This window comes from Pseudomonas sp. BF-R-26 (assembly GCF_019947395.1).
Lineage (GTDB): Bacteria > Pseudomonadota > Gammaproteobacteria > Pseudomonadales > Pseudomonadaceae > Aquipseudomonas > Aquipseudomonas farris.
The window spans coordinates 156,086-168,208 of record NZ_JAGYGK010000005.1; the positions used below are offsets into that span (position 1 = coordinate 156,086).

Annotated in this window: 12 protein-coding genes; 10 read left to right on the forward strand and 2 right to left on the reverse strand. The window is 60.3% G+C overall.

Annotation, left to right across the window (positions count from 1 at the left end; genetic code table 11):
* The first annotated feature begins 63 nt into the window (after positions 1 to 63).
* The 10 genes from KGB18_RS08490 to KGB18_RS08535 all read left to right on the forward strand — a co-directional run bounded on the left by KGB18_RS08490 (position 64) and on the right by KGB18_RS08535 (position 11,271).
* On the forward strand, positions 64 to 780 hold the full coding sequence (locus KGB18_RS08490; RefSeq protein WP_050683259.1) for a FadR/GntR family transcriptional regulator: 717 nt from the start codon (positions 64 to 66) through the stop codon (positions 778 to 780).
* Positions 781 to 980: 200 nt separating this feature from the next.
* Positions 981 to 1,856: an SMP-30/gluconolactonase/LRE family protein gene (locus KGB18_RS08495; protein WP_123723090.1), complete on the forward strand. Its 876-nt coding sequence runs from the start codon at positions 981 to 983 to the stop codon at positions 1,854 to 1,856.
* Between the two features lie 273 nt (positions 1,857 to 2,129).
* On the forward strand, positions 2,130 to 2,948 hold the full coding sequence (locus tag KGB18_RS08500; protein WP_201060649.1) for an SDR family oxidoreductase: 819 nt from the start codon (positions 2,130 to 2,132) through the stop codon (positions 2,946 to 2,948).
* 130 nt (positions 2,949 to 3,078) lie between these two features.
* A complete protein-coding gene (locus tag KGB18_RS08505) occupies positions 3,079 to 4,083 on the forward strand; it encodes a substrate-binding domain-containing protein (RefSeq protein ID WP_008012080.1) in 1,005 nt (334 codons plus the stop codon).
* Positions 4,084 to 4,149: 66 nt separating this feature from the next.
* A complete protein-coding gene (gene araG, locus KGB18_RS08510; RefSeq protein ID WP_223569675.1) occupies positions 4,150 to 5,694 on the forward strand; it encodes an L-arabinose ABC transporter ATP-binding protein AraG in 1,545 nt (514 codons plus the stop codon).
* A gap of 9 nt (positions 5,695 to 5,703) precedes the next feature.
* Positions 5,704 to 6,672: an L-arabinose ABC transporter permease AraH gene (gene araH / locus KGB18_RS08515; protein WP_123357792.1), complete on the forward strand. Its 969-nt coding sequence runs from the start codon at positions 5,704 to 5,706 to the stop codon at positions 6,670 to 6,672.
* 221 nt (positions 6,673 to 6,893) lie between these two features.
* Positions 6,894 to 7,607, forward strand: a complete 714-nt coding sequence (locus KGB18_RS08520; RefSeq protein ID WP_123723093.1) for a GntR family transcriptional regulator — start codon at positions 6,894 to 6,896, stop codon at positions 7,605 to 7,607.
* Positions 7,604 to 8,602, forward strand: coding sequence for an ADP-ribosylglycohydrolase family protein (locus KGB18_RS08525; protein ID WP_223569676.1), 999 nt, complete (start codon positions 7,604 to 7,606; stop codon positions 8,600 to 8,602). Before KGB18_RS08520 ends, KGB18_RS08525 begins: the two co-directional genes overlap by 4 nt.
* Before the next feature lie 280 nt (positions 8,603 to 8,882).
* Entirely contained in the window at positions 8,883 to 10,349 is a 1,467-nt protein-coding gene (locus KGB18_RS08530; protein ID WP_123723095.1) for a purine-cytosine permease family protein, read from the forward strand.
* Positions 10,342 to 11,271, forward strand: coding sequence for a PfkB family carbohydrate kinase (locus KGB18_RS08535; protein WP_123723096.1), 930 nt, complete (start codon positions 10,342 to 10,344; stop codon positions 11,269 to 11,271). The genes KGB18_RS08530 and KGB18_RS08535 overlap by 8 nt, the downstream gene beginning before the upstream one ends.
* A 115-nt stretch (positions 11,272 to 11,386) precedes the next feature.
* Here KGB18_RS08535 and KGB18_RS08540 read toward each other — a convergent pair whose 3' ends face one another.
* Positions 11,387 to 11,767, reverse strand: a complete 381-nt coding sequence (locus KGB18_RS08540; protein ID WP_050683264.1) for a Rho termination factor N-terminal domain-containing protein — start codon at positions 11,765 to 11,767, stop codon at positions 11,387 to 11,389.
* A gap of 88 nt (positions 11,768 to 11,855) precedes the next feature.
* Positions 11,856 to 12,110 (reverse strand): hypothetical protein, encoded by a 255-nt coding sequence (locus KGB18_RS08545; protein WP_123723097.1) that lies wholly within the window; start codon positions 12,108 to 12,110, stop codon positions 11,856 to 11,858.
* Between the last annotated feature and the right edge of the window lie 13 nt (positions 12,111 to 12,123).

The following is a 12,123-nucleotide window of genomic DNA, read 5'->3' on the forward strand; positions in this document are numbered from 1 at the left end:
GTGGACACCCATCGCGAACGGCTTTGTGTCGTTTGTTTTTTATCACCGGTCGACGAGGTACCCATGTCCAGCAGTTTTCATGCGTCGACGGTCGACTGGCTGGGGTGCTGGATTGCTGCCGGCCAAGTCAAACCCGGCGAAACCATCAAAGTCGAAGCCGATTTGGGTGAGCAACTCGGTGTCAGTCGTACGGTCATCCGCGAAGCCATCAAAACCCTGGTGGCCAAAGGCATGCTCGAAGTCGGGCCAAAGGTTGGCACACGGGTATTGCCGGTGCGGCGCTGGAATCTCTTCGACCCGCAAGTCGTTGGCTGGCTGTCGCGCAGCGGCTTGCCGGAAAACTTCGTCGACGACTTGCTCGATCTGCGCCGCACCATCGAACCCATGGCGGTGCGCTGGGCTTGCGAGCGGGCGACGGTGGAACAAGTGCAAGCCGTACTCCAGGCCTATAACGCGCTGGAACGGGCGGTGGACAGCGGCATCGATTACAACCGCGCCGACCAGTTCTTCCACGAGTGCATCCTCGCCGCCAGTCACAATCAATTCATCGAACAAATGGTCCCGGCCCTCGGCGCGTTGCTGGCAGTGTCTTTCGAAGTGTCTGCCGCAGACCCGGACGAACTGCGCCGAACCTTGCCAATCCACAAAGACATGGCCGACGCCATCGCCGCCCGGGATGCCGCGCGGGGGGTATGGGCTTGCATGACCCTGATCGATAACGCGGACTTGGCGATCAAGCGCTTCTACCCACAAGTCATGGCCGACAAAAAGGCCAGCTAACCAGACGAACTCTGTGGGAGCGGGCTGTGTGGCGAGGGGGCTTGCCCCCGTTCGACTGCGAAGCAGTCGTAAAACCAGTCAACACTTTCTAAATTCAAGATCGTGGTGACTGTTGTTAGGGGGGCTTCGCACCCCAACGGGGGCAAGCCCCCTCGCCACACAAGCCCGCTCCCACATAAAAGCAATAAAAAGGAGGTTTCATGACGTGGACTGCGGTTACCGGACACCGTGCGCAACTCGGCGAAGGCCCGTTTTGGGATGCACCCACCCAAGCGCTGTATTGGGTAGATATCGCCGGTAAACAAGCGCTCAGGCTGATCGGCGCCAATGTGGAAATCTGGCAGATGCCGGAGCACGTGTCCGCGTTCATCCCCTGCGAAAGCGGCGATGCCCTGGTGACATTGAGCAGTGGGGTTTATCGGCTGGATCTGGATTCTCCAGGCCTGGAACCTCGGCTGACCTTGTTCTGCGTCGCCGATCCGCAACCCGGCAATCGCCCCAACGAAGCCCGCTGCGATGCCCAGGGCCGGCTCTGGCTGGGCACCATGCAAAACAACATCGGTGAGCAGGGCGAAGATTTGCCCGTCGTGCGCCGGTCCGGTGGCCTGTTTCGCATCGACCGCGATGCTCGGGTCACGCCGCTGCTACGAGGATTAGGCATCCCCAACACGTTGTTGTGGAGCGACGACGGCACAACCCTGTATTTCGCCGACAGCCTCAACAGCACGCTTTACCGGCATTTCATCCATACCGACGGCAACCTGGACACCGCCTATGTCTGGCTTGGCCCCCACGAACGCGGCGGCCCCGATGGTTCGGCGATGGATGCCGAGGGCTATATATGGAATGCCCGTTGGGATGGCAGTTGTCTACTCAGATTGAACCCCGAAGGTCATGTGGATCGGGTGATCGAACTGCCGGTCAGTCGTCCCACCAGTTGTGTATTCGGTGGCGAAGACTTCAAAACCCTGTACATCACCAGCGCCGCAAGTCCGCTCAATCACCCACTGGACGGCGCGCTGTTATCGATTCGAGTGGATGTGCCCGGAAAAGCCTGTCAACGGTTTGCTGGATAGATCCCTAAATATGGGATGTAAAATTATATATTGAGATTGTTTGGTGGTCGGGTTTATAGTCGGCCCCATCAGTTACACGCACTCACACTTAAAAAAACAAAACAGGTGAAGTGATGCAGCGATATTCCACCGCACTCCCTTACGGAGTCAGTGCTTCAGGCCGCCTCGGCGCTCGGGCGTTTTCGCGCCTGCCTGCCTATTCCCAACAGCTTTCTGACCGGACATCGACAGATGTCCGGTTTTCGTCGTGCCTTCGAACAGGAGTGTTGATCCATGGCTGAACCTCTTTCCTTGCCACCGGTGCCCGAACCGCCCAAGGGTGAGCGCCTGAAGAACAAGGTCGTGCTGCTGACCGGTGCCGCTCAGGGGATCGGCGAAGCGATTGTCGCAACCTTCGCCTCTCAGCAGGCCAAGCTGATCATCAGTGATATCCAGGCTGAGAAAGTTGAAAAAGTCGCGGTGCACTGGCGTGAACAAGGCGCGGATGTCGTAGCGATCAAGGCCGACGTGTCGCGCCAGCACGACCTGCACGCCATGGCCAAACTGGCCATCGAACTTCACGGCCGGATCGACGTGCTGGTCAACTGCGCCGGGGTCAACGTGTTCCGTGATCCGCTGGAAATGACCGAGGAAGACTGGCGTCGTTGCTTCGCCATCGACCTGGACGGCGCCTGGTATGGCTGCAAAGCGGTGTTGCCGCAAATGATCGAGCAAGGCATCGGCAGCATCATCAACATCGCCTCGACCCATTCCACCCACATCATTCCCGGCTGCTTCCCGTACCCGGTGGCCAAGCATGGTTTGCTCGGGCTGACCCGCGCCTTGGGCATCGAATACGCACCCAAAGGCATTCGCGTCAACGCCATCGCGCCGGGCTACATCGAAACCCAACTGAACGTCGATTACTGGAACGGTTTTGCCGACCCCCATGCCGAACGTCAGCGGGCCTTCGATCTTCATCCTCCGCGGCGTATCGGCCAGCCGATTGAAGTGGCGATGACCGCTGTGTTCCTGGCCAGCGATGAAGCGCCATTCATTAACGCTTCATGCATCACCATCGATGGTGGGCGCTCGGTCATGTATCACGACTGAATAACCTGGGTTTCAAGCGCGAAACTACGTTTGAAATCCAATCATCATACGATATGACTATTGGCTGCATGCTTCGACCGCTGTATTGGCTTTCAAATAACGCTCAAAAAAAATAACAAGGAGTCAGCTTATGAAACGTCGTCGTGGGATCCGTTCCCTGTGCTGTGCCGCTTTGGCGGTCACCGCGGTCAGCCTGAGCAGTACGTTGTTGGCGGCCGAAGAAGTGAAGATCGGTTTTCTGGTCAAGCAAGCGGAAGAGCCCTGGTTCCAGACCGAATGGGCCTTCGCCGAAAAGGCCGGCAAGGACAAGGGCTTCACCGTCATCAAGATCGCCGTGCCTGACGGCGAGAAAACCCTCTCGGCCATCGACAGCCTGGCGGCCAACGGCGCCAAGGGCTTCGTGATCTGCCCGCCGGACGTCTCCCTCGGCCCTGCAATCATGGCCAAGGCCAAGCTCAACGGTTTGAAAGTTATTGCCGTCGATGACCGTTTCGTCGATGCCGGCGGCAAGTTCATGGAGGACGTGCCGTACCTCGGCATGGCAGCCTTCGAAGTCGGCCAGAAGCAGGGCGCCGCCATGGCCGCCGAAGCGAAAAAACGCGGCTGGGACTGGAAAGACACTTACGCGGTGATCAACACCTACAACGAACTCGACACCGGTAAGAAACGCACTGACGGTTCTGTCAAAGCGCTGGAAGACGCCGGTATGCCGAAAGACCACATCCTCTTCTCGGCGCTGAAAACCCTCGACGTACCGGGCAGCATGGACGCCACCAACTCGGCCTTGGTGAAGCTTCCGGGGGCGGCGAAAAACCTGATCATCGGCGGCATGAACGACAACACCGTGCTGGGCGGCGTGCGCGCCACCGAAAGCGCCGGTTTTGCCGCGGCCAACGTGATCGGCATCGGCATCAACGGCACCGATGCCATTGGCGAACTGAAGAAGCCCAACAGCGGCTTCTTCGGCTCGATGCTGCCGAGCCCGCACATCGAGGGCTACAACACCGCGAGCATGATGTACGAGTGGGTCACCACCGGCAAAGAACCGCCGAAATACACCGCGATGGACGACGTTACGCTGATCACGCGCGACAACTTCAAGCAGGAACTGGAAAAGATCGGCCTGTGGAACTGAGGCGCGGTTGATTTCATCGGCGGCCCTGGCGACGGGGCTGCCTGACCGGTGTGATGAGGTGGGTTTATGCACGCACAAGTACAGACAGATCAACAGAGCATTGGCGGCAGCCTGCGCTTCAACGGGATCGGCAAAACCTTTCCCGGGGTGAAGGCGCTGGACGGCATCAGCTTCGTCGCCCATCCGGGGCAGGTTCACGCCTTGATGGGCGAGAACGGTGCCGGTAAATCCACGCTGCTGAAAATCCTTGGTGGTGCTTACACGCCGAGCAGCGGCGATCTGCAGATCGGCGAGCAGAAGAGGATCTTCAAGTCCACCGCCGACAGCATTGGCAGCGGGGTCGCGGTGATCCATCAGGAGCTGCACCTGGTGCCGGAAATGACCGTCGCCGAGAACCTGTTTCTCGGCCATCTACCGGCGAGTTTCGGCCTGATCAAACGCGGCGTTTTGCGGCAACAGGCATTGGCCTGCCTTAAAGGCCTGGCCGATGAAATCGACCCGCAAGAGAAAGTCGGGCGCCTATCCCTCGGCCAGCGACAACTGGTGGAAATCGCCAAGGCGTTGTCCCGTGGCGCGCATGTGATTGCATTCGACGAACCCACCAGCAGCCTGTCGGCACGGGAAATCGATCGCTTGATGGCGATCATCGGGCGCCTGCGCGACGAAGGCAAAGTGGTGCTTTACGTCTCCCATCGCATGGAAGAAGTGTTCCGTATCTGCAACGCGGTGACGGTGTTCAAGGATGGTCGTTTCGTGCGCACCTTCGAGGACATGAGCGCGCTGACCCATGATCAGTTGGTGACGTGCATGGTCGGTCGCGACATTCAGGATATCTACGATTATCGCAGCCGTCCGCGCGGCGCAGTGGCGCTCAAGGTCGACGGATTACTGGGGCCGGGCTTGCGTGAGCCGGTGAGTTTCGAGGTGCACAAGGGCGAAGTCCTCGGGCTTTTCGGCCTGGTCGGGGCCGGGCGCACCGAGCTGTTCCGGATGCTCAGCGGGCTCACGCGCAACACCGCCGGGCGCCTGGAGTTGCGCGGTCGTGAACTGAAACTGCGTTCGCCGCGCGATGCCATTGCGGCGGGGATTCTGTTGTGTCCCGAGGACCGCAAGAAGGAAGGCATCCTGCCGCTCGCAAGCGTCGCCGAGAACATCAACATCAGCGCTCGTGGCGCCCATTCCACCTTCGGCTGCCTGCTGCGCGGCTTGTGGGAAAAGGACAATGCCGACAAGCAGATCAAGGCGCTGAAGGTGAAGACGCCCAACGCGGCGCAGAAAATCATGTACCTGTCCGGCGGCAATCAGCAGAAGGCGATTCTCGGTCGCTGGCTGTCGATGCCAATGAAAGTCCTGCTGCTCGACGAGCCCACCCGGGGCATCGACATCGGTGCAAAAGCCGAGATCTACCAGATCATCCATAACCTGGCGGCCAGCGGCATCGCGGTGATTGTGGTGTCCAGCGACCTGATGGAAGTCATGGGCATTTCCGACCGCATCCTGGTGCTCTGCGAAGGCGCGATGCGCGGCGAACTGACCCGCGAACAAGCCAATGAATCCAACCTGCTGCAACTGGCGTTGCCACGCCAACGCGCTGCCGACGTGGCGAACTGAGAGGTGACTATGACCATCCAAAACAATGCTTTGCCAACCCCGCGCAAACCGCTGGACTTGCGGCGCTTTCTCGATGACTGGGTGATGCTGCTGGCGGCCGTGGGGATCTTTGTGCTCTGCACCTTGCTGATCGACAACTTCCTGTCGCCACTGAACATGCGTGGCCTGGGCCTGGCGATTTCCACTACCGGGATTGCCGCGTGCACCATGTTGTATTGCCTGGCGTCCGGGCATTTCGACTTGTCGGTGGGCTCGGTGATTGCCTGTGCCGGCGTAGTCGCGGCGGTGGTGATGCGCGACACCGACAGCGTGTTCCTTGGCGTGAGTGCGGCGCTGGTGATGGGGCTGATTGTCGGGCTGATCAATGGAATCGTGATCGCCAAGCTGCGGGTCAATGCGTTGATCACCACGCTGGCGACGATGCAGATCGTGCGTGGCCTGGCTTACATTTTTGCCAACGGCAAAGCGGTGGGCGTTTCGCAGGAGCAGTTCTTCGTGTTCGGTAACGGTCAGTTGTTCGGTGTGCCGGTGCCGATTTTGATCACCATCGTCTGCTTCCTGTTTTTCGGCTGGTTGCTGAATTACACCACCTACGGGCGCAACACCATGGCCATCGGCGGCAACCAGGAAGCAGCGTTGCTGGCCGGCGTAAATGTCGACCGGACCAAGATCATCATCTTCGCCGTACATGGTGTGATCGGTGCATTGGCCGGGGTGATTCTGGCGTCGCGCATGACCTCCGGTCAGCCGATGATTGGCCAGGGTTTCGAGCTGACGGTGATCTCGGCTTGCGTGCTCGGCGGGGTATCGCTGAGTGGCGGGATCGGGATGATTCGGCATGTGATTGCCGGGGTGCTGATTCTGGCGATCATCGAGAATGCGATGAACCTGAAGAATATCGATACGTTTTATCAGTATGTGATTCGTGGTTCGATCCTGCTGCTGGCGGTGGTGATCGACCGGTTGAAACAACGCTGATTTTCCTTTGTGAGAGTGGGGTGTCACCGATCGTTCCCACGCTCTGCGTGGGAATGCAGCCCGGGACGCTTCGCGTCCCAACAGCAGACGCAGAGCGTCCATTGAGGCATTCCCACGCGGAGCATGGGAACGATCATTTGGAAGATCCTTCACCCACTTTCACAAAATATCCCTTGCTCGCCCCAACCCGTTTCAGCTATGACGGTACACCCGAGGTGTACATGATTAGACCGCTACGAATTGACAAGAAACAACAGGTGCTCGACGAGCTCGTCCGGCGCATTGAAAACGGCCTCATGGAGGACGGCGTTCTATTGCCGGGCGAACATCAGTTGGCTCAAGAATTCAAGGTCAGCCGAGGCACGCTGCGTGAAGCCCTGGCCGAACTGAAACGGCGCCACTACATCGCTACGCAAAGCGGGGTGGGGTCCATCGTCACGTTCGACGGTGTGGTGCTCGATCAGCGCAGCGGCTGGGCCCAGGCGCTGGCCGACAATGGAGCGCTGATCAATACCGAAGTGCTGCGGCTGGAGGCGGTCAGCCGTCCTGACCTGCTACCACGTTTCGGCATCGATCAGTTCATCACCCTCGACCGTCGTCGTCGCGGCACCGATGGCACGCTGGTGTCCCTTGAACGTTCATTGATGCCCGCCACCGGAGGCCTGGAAGGCCTGCCGCGAGTCGGTCTGATCGATGACTCCCTGACCATCACATTGGCCGCCTACGGCTACATTGGCGATCACGGGGATCAGTGGATCGGCGCCGAACCCTTGAATGCCGAAGACGCCGAATTGCTCGGGCGCCCGGAGGGCACGGTGTTCCTCAAGGCCCTGCGCACCACTTACGATCGTCAGAACCGCTTCATGGAACAGGTCGAAAGCCTGCTCGATCCGGTGCATTTTCGTCTGCACCTGCAAATTGGAACTTCAAAATGACCGCGCTCGACCGTGCGCTGGGCGCCTTCTATGGGCTGGCCCTGGGCGATGCGTTGGGCATGCCGACACAATCCCTGAGCCGCGCCGAGATCAAGGCGCGCTTCGGCGAGATCACCGATCTGCAAGACGCTGGCCCGGATCAACCGATCGCTGCAAACATGCCCAAAGGCTCGATCACTGACGATACCGAACAGGCGATCCTGGTAGGTCAGTTATTGATTGAAGGCGAGGGCTGGATCGAACCGGCGGTGCTGGCCCGGCGCTTGATCGAATGGGAAGCCGGGATGCAGGCCAAGGGCTCGCAGGATTTGCTCGGCCCCTCAACCAAGCGCGCGATCGAGATGATCCTCGCCGGCCACTCGCTAGAAGAGGCCGGCCGCCACGGCACCACCAATGGCGCGGCGATGCGCATCACGCCGGTGGGGATTGCGGCCGATGTTGCCGATCCCGAACGTTTCATCCGCGCCGTGGTGCAAGCCTGTCAGGTGACCCACAACACCACGCTGGGAATTGCCAGTGCGGCGGCGGTGGCGGCGGTGGTTTCTGCCGGGATCAACGGCTTGGACCTGGGCGAGGCATTGAACCTCGGCCAGCAGATCGCTCAGCAAGCCGAAAGCCATGGCCACTGGGTCGCTGGCGGACGTATCGCTTCGCGGATCAGTTGGGCGCGGAGCGTCAGCGTCGACAGCGACAAGGCGTTGCTGGCGGACTTGCTGTACGACGTGATTGGCACGTCGGTGGCCTCGCAGGAATCGGTGGTGGTGTCGTTTGCGCTGGCTCAGCAAGTAGCCATTAATGAGATGAGTGCCTTCGAAGCGCTGTGCATGGCTGCCAGTCTGGGCGGTGATACCGACACCATCGCGGCAATTCTCGGCGCCATGCTTGGGGCTTGTCTGGGGCTTGAGAGTTGGCCGGTGGCGATGATCGAGCAGGTTAAAGCGGTAAATGATTTGCAGCTGGAACCGTTGGTGCAGGGGCTGCTGGCCTTGCGTTGACTGTACTAAAGCCATCGCGGGCAAGCCCGCTCCCACAGGAATAGTACAAACCTTGAGATGCACGCCGTACGTCATCGCGGGCAAGCCCGCTCCCACAGGAATAGCACTAACCTTGAGATGCACGCCGTACCTGTGGGAGCGGGCTTGCCCGCGATAGGCGCACCGCATATTTGAATTTTTCATCCGCAATGGAGCGCACTGATATGGCCAGGACCGCCGGAAAGTTATGTCGACTTCCGAATTGCCCACAATCACAACAATGGCAACAGGAGCAGTTTTCATGAGTTCATCGAACACCGGACAAAGTGCCGGACAATTGGAAACCCGTGGCATCGAGCCGGTGCCGGAAGGGGAGTGCAACGGTCACCCACTGCAACTGTTCTGGGTCTGGTTCGCAGCGAACATTTCCATTCTTGGTTTGCCGTTGGGCGCCACCCTGGTGGCCTTCCGCGGCCTGGCGATCTGGCAGGCGATCATCGTCGCCATCCTCGGTGCCGCCGGCTCTTTCGCGGTGGTCGGGATCATCTCCATTGCCGGTCGCCGTGGTCGCGCACCGAGCCTGACGTTGTCGCGAGCTATCTTCGGTGTGCGCGGCAATATCGGCCCGACCCTGGTCTCACTGATGTCGCGTCTGGGTTGGGAAACCGTCAATACCACCACCGCCGCGTTCGTCTTGCTGTCGTTGTGCTCGATTCTGTTCGGCTCGCCGGTGGAAGCCAAAAGCGCGCCGCTGCTGACCCTGGTGTTCATCGCGATATTTGTACTGTTGACGTTGTCGGTATCCGGCCTCGGTCACGCCACGTTGCTGGTGATCCAGAGATGGGCGACCTACGTGTTCGGTGCGTTGAACATCCTGGTCGGCGGTTTCCTCTGCGCGACCATCGACTGGAGCGCCGTGTTCAATGCGACGCCAGCGCCCCTGAGCGCAATGATCATCGGCATCGGCACCATGGCCGCTGGCACCGGGATTGGTTGGGCCAACGCCGGTGCCGACATGTCACGCTACCAGCACCGCAGCGTCAAAGCCGTGCGTCTGGTGGCGTCGGCGGCGTTCGGTGCGGGGATTCCGCTGGTGCTGCTGATCACCCTCGGTGGTTTGCTGTCAGTGGGCAACAATGATCTGGCCTCGGCGACTGACCCGATTGTCGCGATCCGCGACATGCTGCCGACCTGGATGGCCGTGCCGTACCTGATCACCGCATTCGGCGGGCTGCTGCTGTCGAACAACCTGTCGGTGTACTCCGCCGGTTTGACCACGTTGACCCTCGGCCTGAAGGTCAAGCGCGTGTATGCGGTGGTGCTCGATATCATTGCGATCTTCGCCGGTTCGATCTACTTCATGCTGATCGCCGAGAGTTTTTACGGCCCGTTCATCACCTTCATTTCCTTGCTGGCCGTGCCGATCACGGCGTGGGTCGGAATTTTTGTGATCGACCTGATTCACCGGCATTACTACAGCCCCAAAGACCTGCTGGACGTCAGCCCGAGCAGCGCCTACTGGTATCGCGGCGGCGTCGAGTGGCGCGCCTTCGGTGCATGGGCGCTGGCGATTGTGTTGGGTTTCAGCTTCACCACCATTGGCACCACTGAACAAGATGTCTGGTTCCGCGGCTTTTTGTCCGACTCCTGGCTGGGCCACAACGGCCTGGGCTGGATCGTGACGTTCCTGGTGGCCGGTGGCATTTACTGGGTACTCGGCGGTGCCAAGGACCGCCGCGCCGCGTTGATCGAGCCGGCTCATGCCTAAAATGCTGCACACCGGCCAGGTCATGATCGATCTGGTCATGGCCGTGGATAAGTTGCCTCAGTCGGGCGGTGACGTGCTGGCGCAAACCGCCCGTTTCGAGGCTGGCGGTGGCTTCAATGTGATGGCTGCGGCCCGGCGAAACGGCTTGCCGGTGGTCTACCTCGGTGGCCATGGCCAGGGCCGTTTCGGCGACATGGCCCGAGAGGCGATGACGGCTGAAGGCATTCGGATCGGCATCGATCAGAGCACCGAGCGCGACACCGGGCTGTGCGTCGCGCTGACCGAAGCCTCGGCCGAGCGCACGTTCATTTCCTGCATCGGTGCCGAAGGCGAATTGACCGCCGAAGACCTGGCGAGTGTGCCAGCCGAGGCGGGCGATTTTGTCTATGTCAGCGGCTATAGCCTGCTGCATGGCGGCAAGGCTCAGGCGCTGGTGGATTGGGTGCTGGATTTGCCGGACGGGATCAAGGTGGTGTTCGATCCGGGGCCATTGGCGGATTCACCGGACGCGCCGCTGATGAAGGCCTTGTTGCCACGCATCGATCTGTGGACCAGCAACCGTGTCGAGGCGCAGCGGTTTACCGGGGCGACGGACATCGGCGGGGCATTGAATCGGCTGGCGAATCATCTGCCGACCGAAGTGTTGACGGTGGTACGCGATGGGCCGCAAGGGTGCTGGATCAGCCAGCGCGGCAATCACCAGCATGTGCCGGGATTCAAGGTCGTGGCAGTGGACAGCAATGGCGCCGGGGATGCTCACGCGGGAGTTTTTGTCGCCGGGTTGGCGTACGGATTATCGGCAGTCGAAGCGGCGCGGCGGGCGAATGCGGCTGCGGCGTTGGCGGTCACTCGCTGGGGGCCGGCGACTTCGCCGGGGGCGGCTGAGGTGGATGCGTTGATTCGCGAGACTTTCGGCGTCTGATCCACCGCTATCGCGGGCAAGCCCGCTCCCACATGGGTTTGTGTCGTTAACAAATCCCCTGTGGGAGCGGGCTTGCCCGCGATGAGGCCCTCAAACTCTCCATCAATTCAGATCTTCAACCCGCCTTGCGCAACGCCTCGATCAACTCTTGCTTGCGCATGCTCGAGCGCCCTGGAATCTTCTTCGCCCGGGCTTCTTTCATCAGGCTGTCCACCGTCTGCGTATCGCGCGAAGCCTTACTGTTGCGCGGCTTGCCTTCACGGGTGGCCACCGCACGTCGGGCCGATTCCTTGCGATCTGCAGACTTGGCGCTGGCCGGCTTCTTGCGCCCCGAGCCGCCGGCGCGTTCACCTCCGCCCGACTGCTTGTTCACCGTGGCCCAGGCGCGAGCTTCGGCTTCATCTTTCGACACGCCTTTGTGCTCGTAGCTTTCTTCGATGTGTTCGGCCTTGCGTTTTTGCTCGGCGGTGTATTTGTCTTTACTTCCACGAGGCATGGGATTTCTCCTGGTTGTAGGAGCTTGCGATCTTTTGCGCTTCAAGCATTCACAGGCAAAAGATCGCAACCTGTTGCAGCGCTATCGGTTAGACATCCAGCTTGCGCGCCTCCTCAACCCCAGCGGCGCTGAGTTTGATCGGCAGGTTCAACGAGTGCTCGCCGGCTTCGTTGCAGACCACATGACCGTGCTGGATCAGCCCGCGTTCCTGCAGAGTCGCGAGCGTGCTGGCCACGACTCTCTCCCCCCGGTAATTGTCCAGAACCTCCTTGCCCAAGCCATTTGGGTGGGCGTGCAGCAGGCGGGTCAGGACTTCTTTTTCCAGGTTTTTATCAACGTTCATGGTTACCTCTTCG